At 71.3% G+C, this 21,960-nt stretch carries 18 protein-coding genes; 7 read left to right on the forward strand and 11 right to left on the reverse strand.

All coding sequences use genetic code 11. The features are described from left to right. Nucleotides 1-266 precede the first annotated feature (266 nt). The gene (locus tag ACX9MN_RS05460) at nucleotides 267-1,751 is read left to right on the forward strand and encodes a methyl-accepting chemotaxis protein (RefSeq protein WP_489723881.1); all 1,485 of its coding nucleotides are present in this window, start codon (nucleotides 267-269) and stop codon (nucleotides 1,749-1,751) included. A gap of 25 nt (nucleotides 1,752-1,776) precedes the next feature. Here the strand turns inward: ACX9MN_RS05460 and ACX9MN_RS05465 are convergent, their stop codons facing one another. Together ACX9MN_RS05465 and ACX9MN_RS05470 are read right to left on the reverse strand one after the other, a co-directional pair. Further along, entirely contained in the window at nucleotides 1,777-2,496 is a 720-nt protein-coding gene (locus tag ACX9MN_RS05465) for an HWE histidine kinase domain-containing protein (RefSeq protein WP_100250982.1), read from the reverse strand. A gap of 215 nt (nucleotides 2,497-2,711) precedes the next feature. Beyond that, nucleotides 2,712-2,900 (reverse strand): hypothetical protein, encoded by a 189-nt coding sequence (locus tag ACX9MN_RS05470; RefSeq protein WP_489723882.1) that lies wholly within the window; start codon nucleotides 2,898-2,900, stop codon nucleotides 2,712-2,714. Nucleotides 2,901-3,791: 891 nt separating this feature from the next. On the opposite strand from ACX9MN_RS05470, the gene ACX9MN_RS05475 reads away from it, so the two are divergent. Together ACX9MN_RS05475 and ACX9MN_RS05480 are read left to right on the forward strand one after the other, a co-directional pair. After that, entirely contained in the window at nucleotides 3,792-5,522 is a 1,731-nt protein-coding gene (locus ACX9MN_RS05475; protein ID WP_489723883.1) for a methyl-accepting chemotaxis protein, read from the forward strand. Nucleotides 5,523-5,558: 36 nt separating this feature from the next. Next, a complete protein-coding gene (locus tag ACX9MN_RS05480; protein WP_489723884.1) occupies nucleotides 5,559-6,509 on the forward strand; it encodes a substrate-binding domain-containing protein in 951 nt (316 codons plus the stop codon). A gap of 48 nt (nucleotides 6,510-6,557) precedes the next feature. On the opposite strand, the gene ACX9MN_RS05485 is transcribed toward ACX9MN_RS05480, so the two are convergent. After that, nucleotides 6,558-6,686, reverse strand: coding sequence for a hypothetical protein (locus tag ACX9MN_RS05485; protein WP_489723885.1), 129 nt, complete (start codon nucleotides 6,684-6,686; stop codon nucleotides 6,558-6,560). Between the two features lie 55 nt (nucleotides 6,687-6,741). Here ACX9MN_RS05485 and ACX9MN_RS05490 point away from each other — a divergent pair, with 55 nt between their 5' ends. Both ACX9MN_RS05490 and cydB read left to right on the forward strand, forming a co-directional pair. After that, complete coding sequence (locus ACX9MN_RS05490; protein WP_489723886.1) at nucleotides 6,742-8,184, forward strand: cytochrome ubiquinol oxidase subunit I; 1,443 nt, start codon at nucleotides 6,742-6,744, stop codon at nucleotides 8,182-8,184. A 4-nt stretch (nucleotides 8,185-8,188) separates the two neighbouring features. After that, nucleotides 8,189-9,202, forward strand: a complete 1,014-nt coding sequence (gene cydB, locus ACX9MN_RS05495) for a cytochrome d ubiquinol oxidase subunit II (RefSeq protein WP_489723887.1) — start codon at nucleotides 8,189-8,191, stop codon at nucleotides 9,200-9,202. 72 nt (nucleotides 9,203-9,274) lie between these two features. On the opposite strand, the gene ACX9MN_RS05500 is transcribed toward cydB, so the two are convergent. From ACX9MN_RS05500 to ACX9MN_RS05535, 8 genes are all read right to left on the reverse strand, one after another. Continuing rightward, a complete protein-coding gene (locus ACX9MN_RS05500; RefSeq protein WP_489723888.1) occupies nucleotides 9,275-10,099 on the reverse strand; it encodes an alpha/beta hydrolase in 825 nt (274 codons plus the stop codon). A 64-nt stretch (nucleotides 10,100-10,163) separates the two neighbouring features. Further along, on the reverse strand, nucleotides 10,164-11,447 hold the full coding sequence (locus ACX9MN_RS05505) for a hypothetical protein (RefSeq protein ID WP_489723889.1): 1,284 nt from the start codon (nucleotides 11,445-11,447) through the stop codon (nucleotides 10,164-10,166). Next, nucleotides 11,444-13,228, reverse strand: coding sequence for an alpha/beta fold hydrolase (locus tag ACX9MN_RS05510; RefSeq protein WP_489723890.1), 1,785 nt, complete (start codon nucleotides 13,226-13,228; stop codon nucleotides 11,444-11,446). Before ACX9MN_RS05510 ends, ACX9MN_RS05505 begins: the two co-directional genes overlap by 4 nt. Next, on the reverse strand, nucleotides 13,218-15,653 hold the full coding sequence (locus tag ACX9MN_RS05515) for a glycosyl hydrolase 2 galactose-binding domain-containing protein (protein ID WP_489723891.1): 2,436 nt from the start codon (nucleotides 15,651-15,653) through the stop codon (nucleotides 13,218-13,220). Before ACX9MN_RS05515 ends, ACX9MN_RS05510 begins: the two co-directional genes overlap by 11 nt. An 8-nt stretch (nucleotides 15,654-15,661) precedes the next feature. Further along, on the reverse strand, nucleotides 15,662-16,633 hold the full coding sequence (locus tag ACX9MN_RS05520) for a DUF1839 family protein (protein ID WP_489723892.1): 972 nt from the start codon (nucleotides 16,631-16,633) through the stop codon (nucleotides 15,662-15,664). 4 nt (nucleotides 16,634-16,637) lie between these two features. Beyond that, nucleotides 16,638-17,594 (reverse strand): amino acid--[acyl-carrier-protein] ligase, encoded by a 957-nt coding sequence (locus tag ACX9MN_RS05525; RefSeq protein WP_489723893.1) that lies wholly within the window; start codon nucleotides 17,592-17,594, stop codon nucleotides 16,638-16,640. Then, entirely contained in the window at nucleotides 17,594-18,757 is a 1,164-nt protein-coding gene (locus tag ACX9MN_RS05530; protein ID WP_489723894.1) for an acyl-CoA dehydrogenase family protein, read from the reverse strand. The genes ACX9MN_RS05525 and ACX9MN_RS05530 overlap by 1 nt, the downstream gene beginning before the upstream one ends. After that, nucleotides 18,754-19,002 (reverse strand): acyl carrier protein, encoded by a 249-nt coding sequence (locus tag ACX9MN_RS05535; protein ID WP_170855117.1) that lies wholly within the window; start codon nucleotides 19,000-19,002, stop codon nucleotides 18,754-18,756. The genes ACX9MN_RS05530 and ACX9MN_RS05535 overlap by 4 nt, the downstream gene beginning before the upstream one ends. Before the next feature lie 390 nt (nucleotides 19,003-19,392). Between ACX9MN_RS05535 and ACX9MN_RS05540 the strand changes: the two genes are divergently transcribed. Together ACX9MN_RS05540 and ACX9MN_RS05545 are read left to right on the forward strand one after the other, a co-directional pair. Then, nucleotides 19,393-20,481 (forward strand): acyltransferase family protein, encoded by a 1,089-nt coding sequence (locus ACX9MN_RS05540; protein WP_489723895.1) that lies wholly within the window; start codon nucleotides 19,393-19,395, stop codon nucleotides 20,479-20,481. A 309-nt stretch (nucleotides 20,482-20,790) separates the two neighbouring features. Further along, nucleotides 20,791-21,960 (forward strand): glycosyltransferase, encoded by a 1,170-nt coding sequence (locus tag ACX9MN_RS05545; protein WP_489723896.1) that lies wholly within the window; start codon nucleotides 20,791-20,793, stop codon nucleotides 21,958-21,960.

Here is a 21,960-nt window from a genome sequence, read left to right on the forward strand (position 1 = left end):
CTCGCCCTTGATCTATGCTGTCCCATGGCTTTTCATTAAGTGGGACTGTGCATTTAGCGGCTCACCGCGAATATCTTGAGCAAAGCGAACCATTTTAACCGCCGCGCAACGGCATCCCATTATCGAAGCCCGCGCTAGAGCCGGGCATCGACAGGTTTATGGTGTCTCCCGGCGCAATAAAAATTTATCTCGATCAAGAAATTCTTGATCCGACCGGCTCGGTGCGCGCTTCGGCCGCACCCTCATCTCAGGATGCGGAGACATCGATGTTCGAGGGCGTTCTGGCTGGGAGGGATCACGCGGCCAAACTCGCGGCGTTGAGCCGGTCCCTCGCCACCATCGAGTTCGCGCTGGACGGCACGATCCTCGACGCCAATCCGAACTTCCTGGAAGCCATGGGCTACGCGCTCGAGGAGATCCGCGGCCGGCATCACAGCCTGTTCGTCCCGCCGGCCGAGCGGGAGAGCGAGGCCTATCGGGAATTCTGGGACAAGCTGCGGCGCGGCACCTTCGCCAGCGCCGAGTACAAGCGGCTCGCCAAGGGCGGGCGGGAGGTCTGGATCCAGGCCTCCTACAACCCGGTGCTCGACGCGCGCGGCGGACCGGTCAAGATCGTCAAGTTCGCCACCGACATCACCGCCCAGAAGCTCCGCGCCCTCGATCTGGAAGGGCAGATCAGCGCGCTGCACCGCTCGCAGGCGGTGATCGCCTTCGCGCTCGACGGCACGATCCTCACCGCCAACGCGAACTTCCTCGACGCGGTGGGCTATCGGCTCGACGAGATCGCGGGGCGGCATCACAGCCTGTTCGTCGGCGAGGCGGAGCGCGCCAGCGAGGCTTACCGGCTGTTCTGGGCCGCCCTGGCGCGCGGGGAGTATCAGTCCGGCGTGTTCAGCCGCACCGGCAAGGGCGGGCGGGAAGTCTGGATCCAGGCGACCTACAATCCGATCACGGACGCGGATGGACGGCCCGTCCGGGTCGTCAAGTTCGCCACCGACATCACCGCCCAGGTCCACGAGCGGCAGCAGCGCGCCGCCGCGCAGAGCGCCATCGGCGCCGAGCTGGACGCCATCGGCGACGCCGTGGCGGATGTGACGCGCCAGGCCGACGCGGCGGTCACGCGGGTGGACCGCGTGTCCGGCGACATCCGCTCGGTGGCCACCGGCGCGGAGCAGCTGTCGGCTTCGGTGGATGAGATCAGCCAGCAGGTGAGCCACGCCGCCGAGATGGCCGGGCAGGCCGTGGAGCAGGCGCAGCGCACCGGCCGGATCGTGACCGGCCTCAGCGACCAGGCCGCGCAGATCGGCGCGGTGCTGAGCCTCATTGCCGGCATCGCCGCGCAGACCAACCTCCTCGCGCTCAACGCCACCATCGAGGCGGCCCGTGCCGGCGAAGCCGGTCGCGGCTTCGCGGTGGTGGCGTCGGAGGTCAAGACCCTGGCCGCGCAGACGGCGCGCGCGACGGAACAGATCCGCCAGCAGATCGCCTCGACGCAGGCGGCGACCCGGGAGGCCGTCGACGCCATCGACACGATCCAAAGCACGATCCGGACCCTGGACGCGGCCTCGTCGACCATCGCGGCGGCCGTGGAGGAGCAATCCGCGGTGATGCGCGAGATGTCGGGCACCATGCGGACCGCCGCACAGGACGTCTCGGCAATCTCCGGCGGGATGACCACGATCGCGCGGGCGAGCGGCCGTGCCGACCGCGCGACGCGGCAGGTCCGGGAGACCGCGCGGGCTTTCGGCTGAGGCGATCCGGGCGGTCGCCGCCGGGTCAGCCCGGATCGCCGCCTTCGTCCGCGCGCTCGTCCTCGACCAAGCGCCCGATCCGGGGGATCAGCGGGCAGGTGACCGTGCAGCGCAGGCCGTCGGGCTCGAAGGCGAGCGCGACGGTTGCCCGCAGCTCGTAGCTCAGCATCTCGGTGAGCACCTGCATGCCGAAGCCGCGCCGGCTCGGCTGCGCGACGCCTGACCCTCCCGATTCCTTCCAGACGAGCGTCAGGTCGCCGGGCGGGCTCGCCCCGGCGCCGGCGACGACCCAGGTGACGTCGACACCGCCCTTCGAGAGACCGAAGGCACCGTGCTCGATCGCGTTGCTGCAGAGTTCGTGGACCGCGAGGGCCATGAGTTGCGCGGCCTTCGGCCGGAGGCGCACGGTCGGCCCCGCCAGCGTCGCCTGCTCGCCTTCGCGGATCAGGTGGATCATCAGCTCGTCGGAGATGAGCGTGTGCAGGCTGACCTCGCCGAACGTGTCTGCCGCGACCCGCACGCGCGCGATGGCGTCCAGCCGACCTTCGAGATGCGTCGCGTAGCCGTCGACGGTCTCGGCGGTCTCGGCCGAGAGACGCAGGACCGCCCGCAGCATCGCCAACGTGTCGCGCAAGCCGTGACGCAGACCGTCCGGTGTCCCGGACTCGTCCAGGAGGCGGCGAAGACGGGCATTGTCCGCTTCGAGGTGCGCGACGCGCGCGGCCATTGCTTGAGGCTCTGCCATGTTCGCTCTCTCAGCGCCGAAAGCCGGGAGGTTCCGTTCAGCTCACATAACGTATCGCGGACCTGCGCCAGCATCACAGACCGGAGATTTTCGCTGAACCGGGCGGGAAGTGCCGGCTCGTGCCCGTCTGACCTGAACACGCCCCGCCGCGGAGCGATCATCGAGCTCCGAGATGCTGTCAGCCAATACCGGCAATCATTCGTCCAGGTTTCAGGCTACGTTCTGACCAGAGGCCGATCTTCGACGAAGCACCTCCGAGCCGCACGCAAAGCTTCGGCCTTGATCACCCCGAGCGACAATCCGGCCGCGTCGACGGTCGCGATCATCCCGAGCCGGCCGAATGCCGGATGGCGGTTTCGGCATGATCCGAGCGTCATCGTCGGACCCGGTTCGACCTGCACCATCCGCCGGCGATCCGGAAAACGCCAGCGGTAGGGCGGCGGACGCGCCCGCCCAGGGGGCCTCGCATACGCCCCACGCCGGGCCGGAGTCCGACCCTTGTTTCGGTTCGGCTAACCATCCCTGCCCCGGTCGCCTACCCGTGGCCGCACTTCGTTGTGTGGGAGACGGATGCGTGGCGGGACAAAGCTTGCGGAAGGCAGGACGGCTGAAGCGGCTCTGGCCCGGGCGCGCGGCTGCCCTTCCGCCGGCACCGCGTTCGCCGGGACTGGCCGACCTGCCTGAACCGCCGCCGTCGCGCGGTCTCACGGCCTCCGAGCTGATCGCCATGGCGCGCCAAGCCCGGGCCATGTCCGATCAGAGGGATCCGGCAAAAACCACGAGCGTTTCCTGAGGTCCGCTGCGCGCTGTCGGGAGGTCGTCATGGGGCTGGTCGCCTTCATCGTCTTCGTCTGTCCCTGGATGGGCATCGCCGGCCTGCTGTGGATGCGGGCACAGCAGGCCAAGCCGCTCTGACCGAGGCTCCGTCGCCGCGTCGCCCGGCGATCGTCTCGGCTGCGATATGCCCTCCGAGCAGCCCGCCCAGAGGCACGCCATGGCCCGCGCGTCGGCCTGTATCGAGCCGGTCCTGAAGCTCACTGACGAGCGCGGCCGCGCGGCTCTCCGGCAGCAACAGAATCGGACGCCTAGCAGCTTCCCCTACAGTAATGCATCGCCCTCTCGCTCGCCATTCCGATATTTGTCTTATATAGTTTAATTGTGTAAATTATAAGTCTGCCGATATCAGCATATGATCCAGCTTAACCGAGTATCGAAGCGAAATTTCAAAAATTTTGACGCATTTGTTGGCCCATTGAAGGCAATTGATTTTTCTCGGTCCGTAACATAGACGCACCATGGTGATCCTTCCTAGGGTCAGGATTGTGGTGCCATTCATTATCCGAACGACCCATCGCTGCACCCTGCGTTTCAGAACGATCGTGATCGTCTTCGCAGGGTCGATGACCTCGCTCACATTTGGAATTGTCTACGTCCTGCTAGTGCAGGTCGGCGCGATCGACGCTGCCAGCCGCACCCTGGCTCAGGAGATCGGGGCTGTCCGGGCTCTCGGCACCATGAAGCAACGGACACAGGAGCTCGGTGCGTTGGAATGTCCTGCGCGCGCCGTATCGACCGAGGCCGACCCTCGGGAGGACATCGACCGGACAATTGAGCCGCACGAGGCATTCCTGAAGGCCTGGACCACCTATGTGTCGACGATCAGGACGGCGGACGAGCGGGAGCGCGCTCGAGGTCTGTGGGACGCGTGGCAGCATTTCCTCGCCGTGGAGGCGGAAGCGGCCGCCCTCGACAGGGCTGGGGAACGCGATCTCGCCGACAGGGTGCGGGCGACGGCGCTTCAGGCCGACGCGGCAGCCGTCGCACGGGATATCGACGCGCTGCTGACCGACCGCGACGCCGCGGTCACCGGGCAACTCGGAGCTGTCGACGCCGCCGGCTCGACCTTGCGCCCGCGCCTCGTGGCCGGCTTGTCCGCCGCTGCGCTGGCTGCCCTGGTCCTGGTGCAGGCCATCCTGCGCGGCGTCGCGCAGCCGATGACAGCGCTCGCCTGCGCCATGCAGCGACTGGCCGACCACGATCTCACCGTCGCGGTCTCGGCAGCAGCAGGCTGCACCGAACTCGGCGTCATGGCGGCCGCGACGAGAGCTGTTCAGGAAACGCTGCGGCAGGCCGTGTTGCGGGACGCCGAGGCCGATCGGTCGCGCGCTCAGAGCGAGCAGCGCCGCGCCGTGATCGAGCACGCGACCGAGCGGGTCGAGACCACGATCGGTGGCATGGTCGAGGCTGTGTCTTCGACCGCCGCGGCACTGCGCGTCACCGCCGACGACGTGGGCCAAGCGATCCGCGATGGGGCGGTTCGATCGACCACCTTGGGCGCCGCGCTCGCGCAGACGCGATCGAAGGTCCGGCAGATCACCGGCTCTGCCGAGACGTTCGGCGCGGCGGTCGAAGAGGTCGGGGCGCAGGCTGAGGCCACCGCGGCCCTGGCCGGAAGCGCCGCGGCGGACGCGGCCCGGACGACCGCCCGCGTTCAGGCGCTGAGCAGCGCCGTCGACCGGATCGGCGACGCGGTCCGCCTCATCGCCAAGATCGCCGCACAGACGAACCTGCTGGCCCTCAACGCCACGATCGAGGCCGCCCGGGCCGGCGACGCGGGCCGCGGCTTCGCGGTGGTCGCCTCCGAAGTGAAGGCCCTGGCCGCGCAGACCAGGGAGGCCACCGAGATCATCGGCCAGCACGTCTCCGAGATCCGAGGCTCGACCGACGCGGCGGTGTCGGCGATCGCGGGCATCACGGCGCGGGTCGAGGACATGAGCCGCGCGGCGAACGTTATCGTCGAGTCCGTGGAGCGGCAGGGTGCGACCGCGCGGGAGATCGTGACGGCCATCGCGGAGGCGGCCGACGGCACCGAGGGGTTCGACGCGAAGGGCGCGGGCGTCACCGAGATTCCCGAGGCGGCCGAGCCGACGACGGCCGTGTTGACCGCGGCCGACAGCCTGACCCAGGACGCCGCCCGTCTCGGCGAGGCGCTCGCTGGCCTCCTGGAGAGCCTCCGTGCGGCGTGAGGCGGGGCCCGCTGAGAGCGGGACGGAACTGGCCGCATGAACTGGATTGAGTGGGCACGCGGCCGCTCGATCGGCGGGTCGCTCCGGAGGGGATCCCTCGTCCTCGCTCTCGCGGCTTGGGCGCTGCCGGCCTCGGCCACCACCATCGCGTTCCTGACACCGGCGGGCGTCGCCCGGCGCCTGCACGACGGCCTCGACGAGCAGGCACGCGCGCGGGGCGTCGCGACTCGCTTCGCCTACGCGCCCGACGGTGCGGGCGACGAGCAGATCGCGCAGGCGCGGCGGCTGATCGCCGAGAGAGCCGACGCTCTCGTGGTCGTGCCGGTCGACTCCGCGGCGCGCGAGGAGATCACCCGGCTGGCCCTGGAAGCCGACGTACCACTCGTCCTCATCGGCCACGGCGCACGGACCGACTGGTTCGCCGGACGCGTCACCCAGGTCGTGCCGAGCGATCTCGTCGCCGGGCGGCTGCAGATGCGCAAGCTCGCCCAGATGTCGGGTGGGGCCGGACGCGTCGCGATCCTCGCGGGCAGCGCCACCGATCCCGTCTCGGCGCTCCGCAGCAGAGGTGCCAGGGAGGTGCTGGCGGAGAGCCCGCGCCTCCGCCTCGTCGCGGAGGCCGCGACGGATGCGAGCCGCGCGACGGCGCGGGCCACCGTCGCCGGGTGGCTCGCCCGAGGCATCGGCATCGACGCGATCGCCGCGACCAGCGACGAGATGGCGCTCGGCGCCGCCGATGCGGTCGAGGCGGCCGGGTTTCCGGCGGGCCGGATCCGCATCGGCGGGGTGGATGCCACCGCCGAGGGCATGCAGGAGATGCAGGACCTGCGCCTCGCCGTGACGGTCTTCCAGGACGCGGGCGTCCAGGGCCGGCGCGCGGTTGACGACGCCCTGGCGCTGATCCGTCGCGAGCCGGTTCCGCCCAGCGACTGGGTCCCGTCCGAGCTGATCACGGACCGCATGTCGACCACGCACTTCTCGCGCTAGACCGCGCCGGCGGGCAAACGCCAGTCGTCCCGGCGCCGGTTCGGCCCGTCAGTGCGCCATGAGGCAGCAGAAGGTGCTCGCCTGCAGGATGTCGCGGGTGGCGCGGGCGAGGGCCTTGATCCAGCGCAATCGCGCCGACGCCCTCAGATTCACGGCACCGGCCTTGAGCTGAATCAACGCGTCGCGATCCGGGCCACGGCAGAGCTGCCGCGTTCGTCCCCTGGAGACCGCGATGTCCGCCCTCGAACTGCCGAGTGCAGTCAATCTCGCGCGAGCCCAATTCGCGCTCACCGTCGTCTGGCACTTCCTGTTCCCGGCCTTCACCATCGGGCTCGCGAGCTACCTCGCCGTGCTCGAAGGCTTCTGGCTGCGCACCGGGAAGGCCGTCTATCTGGACACCTACCGCTACTGGCTCCGCATCTTCGCGGTCGCCTTCGCGATGGGCGTCGTGTCCGGCCTGGTCATGAGCTACCAGTTCGGCACGAACTGGTCGGTCTTCGCCGACCGGACGGCGCCGGTGCTCGGGCCGCTTCTCGGCTACGAGGTGCTCACGGCCTTCTTCCTGGAGGCGGGCTTCCTCGGCGTCATGCTGTTCGGCCTCGAGCGGGTCGGCAAGGGGCTCCACTTCCTGGCGACCTGCCTCGTCGCCGTCGGCACCCTGACCTCCGCGTTCTGGATCCTCTCGGCCAATTCCTGGATGCAGACTCCCACCGGCCACGTCGTCGCGCCGGACGGCCGCTTCAACCCGGCCGACTGGTGGGCGATCGTCTTCAACCCGTCCTTCCCCTACCGCTTCGCCCACACGGTCACCGGCGCCTACCTCACCACCGCGATGATCGTCGGCGCCGTGGGCGCGTGGCACCTGCTGCGGGACCGGGCCAATCCCCGGGCCCGGCTGATGTTCTCGATGGCCATGTGGATGGCCGCCGCTGTGGCTCCGGCCCAGCTGGTGATCGGCGACCTGCACGGCGGAAATTCCTACGCGCACCAGCCCGCCAAGGTCGCCACCATGGAGGGTCATTTCCGGACGGAGCGCCGGGCCCCCGCGATCCTGTTCGGGTGGCCGGACGCGGAGGCGGGCGCGGTGCGGGGCCGGATCGAGATTCCCGGCCTCGCCAGCCTCTACCTGACCCACGATCTCGACGGTGAGGTCCGCGGGCTCAACGACATGCCGCGCGACCTCTGGCCGACCAACCTCCCCCTGGTGTTCTGGTCGTTCCGGATCATGGTCGGCCTCGGCCTGCTGATGATCGCCCTCGGTCTCGCCGCGCTCTGGCTGCGCCACCGCGGGCGGCTCTACGACACGCCCTGGCTGCACCGCTTCGCGGTCGGCATGGGGCCGTCCGGCCTGATCGCCGTCACGGCCGGCTGGACGGTGACCGAGGCGGGGCGTCAGCCCTTCACCGTCTACGGCGCGCTGCGCACCGTCGACAGCGTGTCACCGGTGGCGGCCCCGGCCGTCGCCGCCTCGCTGGCGGCCTTCGCGGCGGTCTACCTCGCGGTGTTCGGCGCGGGCATCTGGTACCTCCTGCACCTGTTCAATCAGGCGCCGCACGCCCACGAGCCCGGCCCGCCGCCCGGACAGCCGATCCGCACCGCTGGCATCACGCCCGCCCCCGCCCTCGTCGCCGGCGCTCCGACCGCCGGCCGCCCCCTCGCGCAGCCCGCGGAGTAGCCCGATGCCCCTCGATCTCACGCTCATCTGGGCGCTCCTCATCGCCACGGCGGTCTTCCTCTACGTGGTGATGGACGGCTTCGACCTCGGGGTCGGCATCCTGTTCCCGGCGGTGCGCGGCAAGGCGGACCGGGACGTCATGGTCAACACCGTGGCGCCGGTCTGGGATGGGAACGAGACCTGGCTCATCCTCGGCGGCGGCGGGCTGTTCGCGGTGTTCCCGCTGGCCTACGCCACGATCCTGCCGGCGCTCTACATGCCGCTGATCCTGATGCTCCTCGCGCTGGTCTTCCGCGGCGTCGCCTTCGAGATGCGGTTCCGCGCGGCCTCGCCCGCGAGCCAGCGGACCTGGGACCGGTCCTTCTCGTGGGGCAGCTACGTGGCGACTTTCTGCCAGGGCATCTGCCTCGGGGCCCTGGTCCAGGGCATCCGGGTCGAGGGTCGCGCCTACGCGGGCGGCTGGTGGGACTGGCTGACGCCGTTCTCGGTGCTGACCGGGGCCGCCCTGGTCGCCGGCTACGGTCTGCTCGGCGCCTGCTGGCTGATCTGGAAGACGGAGGGCGAGCTCCAGCTCCGGGCCTACCGGCTCGCGCGCCGGCTCGGCCTCGTCACGCTGGCGGCCATCGTGATCATCTCGGCGGCGATGCCGATCCTCAGCGACGCGTTCCGCGCGCGGTGGTTGTCCTGGCCGAATCTCGCCTTGGCCGCGCCGGTGCCGGCCCTGGTCGCGCTGCTGGCGTGGCGCTTCTTCGTCGCGCTCGATCGGCGGGCCGAAGTGACGCCGTTCCTCTGCGCCCTGGGCCTGTTCCTCATGTCGTATGTCGGGCTCGGCATCAGTCTGTGGCCGATGATGGTCCCGCCGGTGGTCACGATCTGGGACGCGGCGACCCACCCGAGCAGCCAGGCGTTCCTGCTGGCCGGCGCGGTAATCCTGGTCCCGATGATCCTGGCTTACACCGGCTACGTCTACTGGCTGTTCCGCGGCAAGGTCGCGGCGGGCGCGCCGGGCTATCACTGAGACCCGCGGCCCGTCGGATGGGGATGCAGGGATCGGCGCGCCGCGCCGGTCCCTGCCCTCGCGCGCTCGGCCTCACGGGCCGGCACGGGCGCCCTTGACGAAACGCGCGACGTCGTCCGCGACCGAGTACCGGAGGCTGAACGGGAAGCTCATCGCGTGGACGATCTGCCCGTGCCCGAGACCCGGGTAGATCTTCATCGTCTCCCTGCCGTCGAAGCCGCGCAGCGCCCGGTCGAGCGCCAGGGTTCCGGCGGGGTTGACGTCGAGATCCGCCGCGCCGGTGGCCAGCAGCATCGCCGGATGGGGATCCGTGGCGTGGTTGATCGGCTGCAGGGCCGGATCGCTGCCCGCGAACACCTGGCGATCCAGCGGATCGGTCAGCGCCGAAGTCGCGTAGGGTCCGGCCAGCCCGACGATCCCGGCGAGCTTGGCGGGACTGGAGCCGGCCCGCTGGAGCCAAGTCGCGTCGAGGCCCAGCATCGCGGCGGCCCAGGCCCCCGAGGAATGCCCAACGACGGTGACGCGGGCGGGATCGCCGCCGTACTCGGCCGCGTGCGCGAGGGTCCAGGCGACGGCGGCGGCGTTGTCCGCGAGGATGTGCTGGAGGCTCGCCGCCGGCACGTGGCGGTACTCGGGGATGACCGCGACGACGCCCCGCCGCGCGAAGGCCGCGCCCACGTAGGCAACCTCGTCCTTCGATCCGGTCCGCCACCCGCCGCCGTACAGGAACACGGCGACCGGACGCGGCTTCCCGGCGGCTGGCCGGTAGATGTCGGCGCGGTGCGCGCTCCCGTCGGCATAGGGGACGCCCTTGTCCACGTGGACTTCGAGCGGCGCCAGCGCGTTCAGGACCGCGAGGGTCAGGCCGACGATCGTGTCACCCAGGTAGCTCAGCATGGATCAGGCCTCCGCGAGGGTCGGAGATCGGGCGCGTCACGGAACGACCCCGTCGGCGGCGACCCTAGGTGAGCTCGACGACGCCGAGGCGGTCCGTGACCGGGACCGGCACCCGCCTGTCTGCGGGAAGCTTCACCACGCTCACGGCGCCGTCGTCGTCGAAGCGATGGAGGCGCACCCGCCGGGGCTGCCGTGACAGCCGGAGCTCGGCGGTCCGCGCCGGCAAGTCCGGCCGGGGTGCCCGGCTACGCCGGTCCCAGCCGTCGAGGCCGAGCCAGATCGGGACGAGCGTCGCCCCGTCTCGCCGCGCGAACCGCGCGGTGATGAGATCGGGAACGGGGCTGCCGAGCGTGACATCGCGATCGGCCGGAACGGCGGCGATCTCCCCGGCGGGGGCGCCGAACAGCCGGACGAGGTTGCTCACCGCCGCGAAGGCGGGTGTGGGGCGACCGTCGTGGGCGAGAAGGCCGAAGCGGCTCTCGGGATCGGCGTCGCCGCGGTCGAAGCTGGAGATCAGCTCGTACAGGTAGGTCCGCCGCACGCCCTGGAGGTAGCTCCAGAGCAGCATCCGCGGGAGGTAGCGGGCGCGCAGTCCCGGCGAGATCGGCAGGTGGGCGCTGCCGGTGGCGAGCGCCGTGTGGTAGCCGTTCTCGGTCGCGATCACGGGCGCGTCGCCGAAGACCGGGCGCGCGGCCGCGACGAAGCGCGCGAGGCTGCCGCCGCCGTCGGTTTCCGGGGGCTCGGCCCCGGGATAGGCGTGGATGTTGGCGAGGTCGACGACCGCTGCGAGGTTCTGCGCCGCCGCGACGTTACCCTGGATGTAGCTCGGTCCGGCCACGCGGACGGCCTCGGCCCGCGTGTCCGCCCGCACCGCGCGGAACAGGGCCGCCTGATGATCGGCCGAGAGCCGCGCGAGGCCCGGCCGCGCCGCGACCGGCGGCTCGTTGCCGCCCTCCGCCACGATGAGCCCGTCGCCGGCCCAGCCGGCGATCTCGGCGAAGCGCTCCGGCGGCACCCGCGGCCCCGGCGTGAGCCCGTCGTAGAAGATCAGGCTGAAACGGTAGCCCCGGTCGGCCAGATCGGCGATGCGCTCGAACTGCCCGGCCGGCTCGTCGCCGACGAGCACGATGTCGTCGCGCAGGTGCCGGATCCCGAGTACGTCGAGCGCCTGGGCGCAGGCAGCGAAGCGGTCGACGTAGGGGGTGCCGCGATGGCCGAGATGCACGTTGACGCCGATCGAGTCGATCAGCGCCTCGCAGCGGTGCAGCGGCTCGGCCGCGGCGGCCCGCCCGGCCGCGAGGGCGCCCGCTGCCAGGGCGAGGGCCGACCGGCGCGTGAGACGGGTCACGTCCGGCCCGCCAGGGTGAGACCGCTTCCCGGCGCGGCGGCCTTCGCCGCGACGGTGCGCGTCGCGTGGGCGCGGCGGACGGCGCGCAGGAGGTCCTGCAGCGCCTCAGCGACCCGGGCCTGGGCCTCGCGGGAACCGAAATTGTGGTCCACGCCCGGTACCACCGTCACAGGCGCTCCGACACGGCGGTCGGCCGGTCCGGGCGAGCGTCCCAGATGGCGGCGGACGGCCGCGAGGCCCGGATCGCCCGCGCTGTAGAGCAGGCGGATCTCCGCGCCCCGCCGACGGAGGGCCGCGACCCGCCGGGCGGGCGAGCCCCCGAGCGGACCGGGGCGGAGAGCCCGGCGCAGGCGGCGGATCCCGGCCTCGATGCCGCGCCGGGCGAGGACCGAGGCGATGGCGGCGATCCGGATCTCGCCGCGGATCAGCCGGCGCCAAGTCGCGCCCCGCTTGAGCAGGGCCGCGTAGGTGGACGCGCTTCCGAAGGTCTGCCGGATGACCTGGTCGAGGTCCTGATCCGGGTCCCAGTCGAAGCAGTAGAGGTTGAGCAGGAGCGCGCCGTCGATCCGGCGGTCCCGGCAGAGCGCGTGGAAGGCCGCGTAGGCGCCGCTGCACCCGCCAACCAACAGGATCGGGCCGCCCGCGCCGGCGATCAGGTCGACCGCCGCCGCGACGTCGGCGAAGCCGTCCCCGGCGAAGAGGGGCTTGCGGCCGTCCGGCCGCTCGTCGCTGTCGCCGATGCCGCGCAGGTCGAACCGGACCGACGCGATCCCCTCCGCGGCGAGGCGCCGGGCGAGATCCGTGGTCTGGCGCCCCCATCCGGAATGCACGCTCATGCCCGTCGAGACGAACAGGATCGTCGGCGCCGCGCTTTCCGCCCGGTCGGGCCGGCAGCGGATGCCGATCAGGCCGCGCCCGAAGCGGACCGGCGCCTCCGCCCAGCCCGGTCCGGTCAGCCCGTTCCGGCGCCCGTCGATGGCGATGCCGCCGGGTCGCGGCCCGGCGGCCGCCATCCCGTCGGTCGCGAAGCCGATGACGCGGGCGAAATCCGCGGTCGGGACATCCGAGAAGATCGGATCGGCGACGAGCGCCGCGAGACCCGGGAACGCTCCCGTCGCCACGTCGCAGCCGAGAGCGCCGAGGTTCGCGGCCAGCGCCTTGGTCTCGGGTGCGAGGAGCAACGCGTGGCGGGCCGGCGCCCGCGCGAGCCGCGCGAGGTTCAGGTCGGCGAGATCGGTGAGGAACGCCGCCTCCATCCGGAAGCCGCCCACGGTGAGGCTGTCCGGCTCCTGCGCCGGGGCGGACCCATCCGGCAGGCGGCCGATCGTCTGCGCCCGCAGCCGCATCTCGCGCAGATACGCGCGCCCGGTCGTGACCGGCGCCAGCAGGACGAGGCGGTCGACGGCCTCCGCCTCGCCGGCCAGAGCCGCGAAGGTCGCGCCGAGCCGCAGGCCGACGACGACGATCTCCGCGACGCCGGTCGTCGCGCGCAGGTACGCGATGGCCCCACGCACCGCAGCGACGCAGCCAGCGACCCGCGCCTCGTCCAGATCGGCCGAGTCGCCCTCGCCCGGATAGTCGAAGCGCAGCGTCGGGCAGCCCGCCGCGGCGAGGCCCTCGGCCAGGAAGCGCCAGGGCCGATGCGCGGCCATCTGCTCGAAGCCGTAGGCCCCGCAGAGGACGACGCCCCGCGTCCCGGCCGCCGGATGAAGCCACCCGAACAGCCCGTCGAAGGTCACCGGCACCGACACCGCGGCCTCGGACCCGACTTCACCCGTCATGACCGAATTCCACGATCTCGTCGCTGTTGATGGCCCGCACGCGCCCGCGCGGGAACCGGGCGGCCTCCGCGAAGGTGATGATCCGGCTCGACCCCGGGGCGACGTGGAAGCCGCTGTCGGTCGGCCGTGCCCCCGGGGCCAGCACCTGGACGCCGCGGGCGAAGCGCTCGGTGCTGATCCGCAGACCCGGCCCCGCCGCGGTCGCGACAGCTTCGGCCCGGAGGCCGACGGCCGACCGGTCGAGCGGCCCCGCGCTCAGGATGTGGAAGCTCTCGGCGATCACGCGCCCGTCGGAGTCGGTCAGCCGCGCGTGCGCGAGATCGTGGATCCGGGGCCCGAATCGGTAGCTGTCGGTGGCGTCGAAGAAGCGCCCGAGAAGGGTCGCGGAGGTGAACGTGAGCGCCGCCCGCGGGCCGGCCACGAGATCGCGCTCGGCGCGCGCCGCGACGCGGGCCGCCACATCGCAGAAGATCAGGGACAGCGTCAGCGCCCGGGCCGTCGCCGTCTCGTTGAGAATGTGGACATGGAGGCCGTCGAGGCCCTCATCGGTGAGGAGGACTTGGACCGGGCGGAAGGCGCGCCTCAGCGCGTACCAGGCCGATTTCGGGCGCTGCGTCCAGTCGATCACGCCCCAGCCGGCTCCGGGCGCGAGGTCGCGCATCATCAGGACGAGGCCGCCGGCCGTCGGCGAGCGCGGCCGGCGCCACTCGGAGAAAGTCGCCTCCATGACCTCGGCCACCGCCGCGCGGCCGAGCTCGAGGTAGCGGTCCGGGTCCTCGGCGCGCAGGGTCGCCGGATCGACGCCGTAGAGCGCGCCGACGTAGTGGTCGCGCACCGTCTCGAAGTCCCAATCAGCGCCGCGGTCCTGCGGGATGCCGGCCTGCCAGAGCGGGTCGGCCGGTCCGGTCGGGCCCGGCGTGCCGGGTTCGGGCGGGTTGGCGAAGGCGAGGCACTCGCTAGCGAAGCCGACCTCGGCCCGGCGGGCATCTTCCAGGGGCCGTCGATAGGCGCCGACGCCGAAATAGTGCGTGCAACCCCCGCGCGGCGAGAACGGCAGGTCGCCGCCGGAGGGCGAGTTCGGCACGACGACGAGATCGGGCCGCCACGCTGCCACCCGCTCCGCCAGCGTCTCCGCGCAGTAGGCGTCGGCCCAGACGGCGCGCGGCGCCCCGAGCATCGCCGCCTGCTGCCAGACCTCGCTGCCGCCGCAGACCACGCAGAGCGACGGCGCGGTCTGCGTGCGGTCGAGGAATCCGCTCAGCTCGCGGTCGAGCGCGGCCGCGAAAGCCGGTTCGGCGTGCGGGTAGTCGAAGTTGGCGAGCATCAGGTCCTGCCAGACCAGGATGCCGAACTCGTCGCAGAGATCGTAGAAGTCCGGGGCCGGATAGAGCGTCGTCCCGGGCACGCGCAGCATGTTCATGCCGGCCTCGCGCGCCAGCTCGAGCAATGCGCGGGTGCCGTCCGAGCCCAGCCCGACGAGGTCCGGCGGCGTCCAGACGGCGCCCCGGCAGAAGAGCGGCACGCCGTTCACGGCCAGCGCGAGCCCCTCCGCGAACGGCCGCGTGAGCGACAGGGTCCGGAAGCCGACGCGGCCCAGGTCGATTTGCGCCCCGTCGACGCGGACTTCGACCGGGTGGAGGTTCGCTGCGCCGTGGGTATGCGGCCACCAGGGCGCGATGCCGGGCAGCGCCAGCGCGCCCGCGAACAGGCCCGGCTCGACCTCCGCGAGCGGGGCTTCGCCGCCGCCGCATCGGAGGAGGACGGTGCCGACCGGACCGTCGACCCGCAGGCGCACGGCCACCCGGCCGACGTCGCCGTAGAGGGTCGTGCGCACATCCGCGGCGCTCGCGCGGCGGCGGACCGGCTCGACGGTTATCGGGCGGTAGGGCCCGACGAGGTCGATCTCGGGACACCAGCCCGGCATGAAGCCGAGGACGCTGGTGCGCACGTGGCGCAGCGACCCGGGCGTGATCATCCGCGGCCGCCAGCGCCCGCGCTTGGCCGGGCGGTCGAGTTCCGCCCGGAGCGCGCGGAAGCAGAGCGCGAGCTCGGAAGCGCCGCCGAGGTCCACGTCGACGACGTGCTCCTCGAACATCGCGCGGGCGCACAGGACCGGGACGCCGTCGAGCCAGACTTCGGCGAGGGTGGCGAGGCCCCCGAAGCGCAGCCGGGCCGGGCCGGAACCGGAGATGCGTGTCCGATACCAGACGTCGCGGTCGTGGATCGGCTCCGGCGCCGCCTCGCTCCAGCGTCCGGCGGCTCGAAGGGCGCCGGCGGCGGTGCCCGGAACCTCGGCGACGATCCAGTCGGTGACCCCGTCCAGATCGCCGGGACCCGCGCAGGCGCCCGCCGGCGTCGCGGCGAGCCGCCAGGGCCCGAATCGGACCTCCGGCGCGCGGTCGTCGACGCTGCGGATGCGGGCCATGACGCCTCTCAGCGGTCCAGCGCGCGGTCGAGATCCGCGAAGACGCGGTCGTAGGTCGCCGCGAGGCGGTCGAGGCGCGGCGCCAGGCCCTCGGCCGAGCGGCGATGGAACGCGCGGGCGAGCTGGAACTGGAAGGCCTTGGCCTCGCGGCTCAGGTCCGCGGCGGCCGCGGCGGCAGGCCCGAATCCGCCGGCTTCCCGGGCCTCGAGCCACGTGAGATGGCTGGCCAGCATCTCGAAATTGCCGCCGAGCTGGCGCGTCGTGTTGAAGGCGTAGGCGTGGAACACGCTGAGCGGCCGGACGACCAGCTCGGCGGCCGTCGCCGCGAGGGTGTCGCGGAACGCCAGGACGGGGTTGCGCCGGGGCGCCCGGGCGCGATGCCGGACGAGCAGTTCGCGCGCGACCGCCGGCAGATCCGCCGGGCCAAGCGACGGTGCGACGGTCTTCACGAACTCGGCGTAGGGCGGCAGCGTCGCCGGCCCGAAGATCCCGGCGTAATCCTTCCCGGCGAGGCGGAAGCGACCCGCATTGTGGAGGTAATCGAGCTCCTGCGCGGCCGGATCGATGGCCTGGATCCCGATCGTGGTCTTGCCGTGCTCGCGTCCGTAGGTGGTCCCCTGGGTGTCCGGCAGGTAGATCGCGTCGACCTCGACCAGCACCGGCCGGCCGGCCGCGGCCTGGATCACGGCGTGGTTCTCAAGGCCGCCGTAGACCGCGAGTTCCAGCACCTCCAGACCGTAGAGGCGCTCGATATCGCCGGTCGGCGGTTTGAAGAAGGTGAACTGGTCGCCCTCGAAATCCTGCCTCACGGTGAAGCCCAGCATCGCCTCCGGCACGAGGCCGCGTCCGTGCAGGAGCTCGATCCAGAGGTCGACGTAGCAGTTCGTCTCCGGCCAGTCGCGGCCGGAATCGTGGAGCGAGTGCGGGACGTAGGGTCCCGCGGCTCCGAGACCCTCCGGCAGGCGCAGCGCGACGGTCACCGCCTCAGCCCCACAGCTCGGCGCGCACGGCGGCCGGCCACGCGGCGAGATCGAGCCCGTGGTGGCGCAGGAGCGCCAGCGTGATCCGCTCCAGGCCGAAACCGACGCAGGCCGTGTGGGCGACCTCGCCGTCGGCCTGGCGCAGCTCCCAGGTGCTGCCGAAATGGTCCTGGTGATAGTTGAAGCTGAGGCAGGCCGTCGGCTTGTCGACGCTGTTGACCGGGACGTTCAGCTCGAATTTCAGTCCCTGCGCCCGCTGGTTGTTGGCGAGCATCCGGCCGGCGCGGCCGAAGAACGGGTCGTTGGCCGCGTCGATCGCGAGGGGGAGACCGAGGGCGCGGATCATGGCCGTGCCGCGCTCGAGCCAGGCTTCGCGGAAGGCCAGGACCTGCTCGGGGCTACCCATGCGCACGTATTCGCGCATCCGGAACAGCTGCATCCGGGTCGGCTCGAGCGAGGGCTCGCGCCGGAAGCAGTAGGATTGCAGGTCGAACAGGCGGCCCTCGGCCGGCAGCGCGCCCCGCGCGGCGGCGACCGGGTAGACCGGGTAGCAGGCCGCGGGCGTCAGCACGATGTCGGTGGCCTCCTGCTGCCCGGTCCAGTCGGTCCCGGCCTCGAGGCAGGCGAGGATCTCGGCGTGGCCGCGCGCGTCGCCGCAGAAGCTGTGTACGGTGCCGGCGAGGTTCGGGAAGCCCTTCAGGTAGCCGCTGCGCTCGAAGGCCGGGCGGCTCATGGCCGGCGGGAAGCGCAGCACCTCGGCCTCCTCGGCGGCCCCGAGTCGCGTGATCATCCGGTCGAGGGCGTCGACGACGCTCTCGAAGCCGCCGCTGCGGCCGTAGAGGCCGTCGACGCCGGTCCGGACGAGCAGGCCGTGGTCGAACAGGCGGTCGAGGAAGGTGGGACCGCCGGCCGGCTCGTCCTCGAGCAGCACTTCGACGGGGGCAGAGGAGATCGATTCCATCACGCACTCATGAGCTGGCCGCTGCCCTTCTGCACGAGCAGGAGCTTGGCGGTGTTGGCGAGGATGCGGTCGTTGCCGATCATCAGCGGCGCGGAGAGGACATCGCGCAGCGGCCGCCCCAGGCTAAAGGGCGTGTCGTTGCGGTAGCCGGCGAGGCCGACGATCGCGAGTGCCCGCCGGACGATGTCGACCGCCATGTCGGAGACGGTGATCTTCAGGTTGTTGAGCATCACGCAGAAGCCGACCGCGCCGATCGTGTCGGCGTCCCCGTGCGCGTCCTCGAAGCGGCGCAGGGCCGACACGATGGTGCCGCGCATGGCCTGATGCGCGCTGGAGACCTCGGCGAGGCGCGTCGCGGTCGGCGGCACCTGCCCGGGCCGGCGCCGCGCCTCGGCCTGCACGAAGGCGCGGGCGCGGTCGACCGCGTAGGTCGCGATCCCGTACCAGACGCTGCTCCACAGCAGGTGCGAGGAGGCCAGCATCGACTGGGCGGCGATCTCCGCGAACGGCTTCGGCAGGATCTGCTCGACCGGGACGTTCCGCGCCTCCAGGCGGAAGCCGTCGCTGCAGGTCCCGCGCATCCCGAGCGTGTCCCAGTCGCCCGTTCGCGCGAGGGAGATCTGGTCGGCCATCAGCGCGACGAGGACCTGATCGGACGTCGCGGCGTCCGGATGGCGCCGGGCCGTGGCGAGGATCAGGTCGGCGTGGGCGCCGTAGGAGATCACCGACGCGTCCTTGCCGAGGGCGAAGACCTCGCCGGTCGTTTCCACGGCGCAGAGGCTGTTGCGCAGGTCCCCGCCGATGCCCGCCTCCGTGGTCGAGGAGGCGACCAGCAGCTGCTCGCGCGCGATGCGCTCCATCAGGCGCCCGTGCCACGGGCTGTCGAGGCCGTGGGTCACGAGGCTGGAGACCTTGATGTGGTGCATCGCGAAGACCATCGCGGCCGCGCTGCAGGCCTGCCCGAGCGTGCTGCACAGCTCGGCGATCTGCGTCAGCCCCGCCCCCTCCCCGCCGAACTGGCCCGGGATCTGGAGACCGAGCAGCCGCTCGGCCCTCATCGCGGCCACGGCCTCTGCGGGAAAGCGGCCTTCGCGGTCGACGGCGTCGGCGTGGTGCGCCGCCACCGCCGCGGCCCGCTCGGCGCGCGCGGCGAGCGTGCTCATGCGGCTTCCTGCTGGATCAGGGTGGAGACGGCCTCGCGGATCGCGCGGATCGACGAGAAGGACTTGCGGTTCAGGAGCTCGTCGGGGAACTCGATGCTGAAACGCTCCTCGAGGCCCAGCATCAGCTGGACGGAACCGAACGAGTCCAGCCCGAGATCGAACAGGCTGTCATCCTCGGAGAGCTGGTCGGCCTTCCCGGCGAAGGCTTCGTTCGCCCCGAGAATCTCACGGATGTCTTGAGCGATGTTCAAGGCGGAACTCCTTATTCCAGTTATCACGACGCTATTGAACGGATCGGCTCGGCGTCAAATTATCTATTGATTAATAGTAAATAGCGGTCCGTAGAGGGCGACACAGGGTTGCGCGCCGTGCAAACAGGAACCGGATGTGACCGGCGGCCTACATTCGGCGGCGCCACCTTTACGATCACTTTCCAGCTCTTGCTTTCGTGATCGTCCGTCCAGAGATTTCGCGGATTTAGCAACTCATGCGTGCAAATGCCCCGCCTGATCTTAAATTTGAGACGCGGGCCATTTAGGACGTTTCCGGACTCGTCGTGACGCGGCGGGGCCATCTCGGCCATAAGGGCGCGACGTCGCCCGTCCCGGGCGGGCCCAGCGATCAGCCGGCGCGCGATGATCTACAACCTCCAAATCCTGCGCGCCGTCGCCTCGTACCTCGTCTTCCTCACGCATTTCGGCCTCTACATCGGCCCCGTGCTGCCGAGGCCGGATCTGTTCGCCTTCGGCGCGAGCGGGGTCGACGTGTTCTTCGTGCTCTCCGGGTTCATCATGTTCGTGAGCACGAGCGGGCGCCGCGAGAGCCCGGGCGAGTTCCTGCTCCGCCGCGCGTCGCGCGTTGTCCCGGTCTACTGGCTCGTCACGCTCGCCCTGGCGCTGATCGCGCTGACGGGCCTGAAGCCCATCGGGATCGTGGAGATCCGGCCGGATTACGTCGTCCAGTCCCTGCTTTTCCTGCCGTTCTCCCGCGGCCGCTTCGTCGAGCCGCTGAACTCCGTGGGCTGGACACTCAATTACGAGATGTTCTTCTACGTGGTCTTCGCGGCGCTGCTCATGGTGCCGAGACCCGCCTTCCGGGCGCTCGGTGCGGCCGCGATCTTCCTGGCGCTGATCCTGCTCGGATTGCTGCCCGCGTCGAATCTCTACTGGGCGTACTACACGAAGCCGATCCTGATCGAGTTCGCCGCCGGCATCGGGCTGGGATACGCCTACCTGCGGCTCCGGGCGCCGGCCGCGGGCTTCCCGGTCCGGCGCGTGGCGTGCGCGGCCGTCGCGGCCGCTCTTCTGCTCATCCTCGGCGGCCAGATCGTGACCGACGCGCTCGGCGTCAGCCCCGAGCTGTCCGGCTTCGCGCGCCCGCTGATCTGGGGGTCAGCGGCCGTCCTGATCGTCGGTGCGATGCTGCTGCTGGAGCGGGGCGGCATCGCCCTGAAGTCGCGCTGGCTGCTGTCGCAGGGCAATGCCAGCTATTCCTTCTACCTGGTCCACAACCTGCTGCTGCACAGCGCCGCCAAGATCGCGGCGCTCGTCGTCGCGCCCGGCTTCGCGCGCGCCGCCCTGATCTTCGCGATCGCGTTCCCGGCGGCTGTCGCCGCCGGCGAACTGCTGTTCCGGTATGTCGAGACGCCGGTGATCGCGGCCCTGCGGCGCCGGCTCGACCGGCGGCCCTCGCCCGATCCCCTGCCCGTTCCGGCCGCTTCGTAGGCCGCGCAGCCGGGCCCCCGCCGCCGGTGTGCCGACCCGGCGCAGCGGGCGCCCACGGGGAATGATGTCGAAGATTGCAGGTCTGAGAACATCCTTCGCTTAACGTTAATTATTGGCAAAAATTAAGTTTACACGCCGCGTCTCGCGTCTAAACAGGCCCTATTTTCGACTGTTGCTGCGGCGGTGACCCCTTTTTTACAGATCACGCTGCTATTACCCTCTCGTGTGTGCCTTGGCCCGCTGTCACCGGCGGGACCGGCGGGACGGAATGCATGGTCCAGCGTCCGGCGCACCGACGAGGAAGCTGTGATGCGTGTCGCGATCGTTCACGACTGGTTGTACATCGTCGGTGGCGCCGAGCGTGTCCTCGAGCAGCTGCTGCGGATCTACCCGGACGCGGATGTCTTCGCGCTCTTCGACTTCCTGCCCGAAGCGGACCGGGCGCGGCTGGGCTACACCCAGGCGCATACGAGCTTCATCCAGCGCATGCCCTTCGCGCGGACGCGGCACCGCAACTACCTGCCGCTGATGCCGCTCGCGATCGAGCAGTTCGACCTTTCGGCCTACGATCTCGTCATCTCGAGCAGCTACGCGGTGGCGAAGGGCGTCCTCACCGGGCCCGACCAGCTCCACGTCTCCTACATCCACTCGCCCATGCGCTACGCCTGGGACATGCAGCACACCTACTTGCGGGAGAGCGGCTGCGACGCGGGCATGAAGAGCGTGCTCGCCCGGCTGATCCTGCACCGGATGCGCGTCTGGGATTTTCGCACGGCGGCCGGTCCCAACGCGATCGTGGCCAACTCCGCCTTCGTCGCCCGCCGCATCCACAAGGTCTACGGCCGCACCGCCGAGGTCATCCACCCGCCGATCACGCTGCCGAGCCAGCGGTATGACGGGCCGCGCGGCAACCACTTCCTCGTGGCCAGCCGGCTCGTGCCGTACAAGAACGTCGAGGCGGTGATCCGCGCGTTCGCGCTGCTCCCCGACCTCGAACTCGTGGTGGCGGGCACCGGGCCCGATGCCGCGCGGCTGCGCGAGATCGCGGGGCCGAACGTGTCGTTCTCCGGCTTCGTGCCCGACGCGGAGCTGCGCCACCTCATGGCCACGGCCCGCGCCTTCATCTTCGCGGCCGAGGAGGATTTCGGGATCATCGTGGTCGAGGCCACGTCGGAGGGCACGCCGGTCCTCGCGCTGGGCCGCGGGGGCGCCCGCGAGACGGTCCAGACCCGCGGCCCGCAGCGCACCGGGATGTTCTTCGACACGCCCGAGCCCGTGGCGATCGCCGAGTGCGTCCAGCGCTTCCTGCTGCAGGAGAGCCACTTCACCCGCGAGGCCTGCTGGGCGCAGGCCGAGATGTTCTCGGCCGAGCTGTTCCGCAGCCGGTTCTCGACCTTCGTCGACGACCAGATGGCGATGCACCGGGCCGCCTGCGAGACGCGCCCACGGATCCTGCCGCGCCTCGAAGCCGTCGGCTGA

The organism is Methylobacterium sp. 1A, assembly GCF_058072805.1.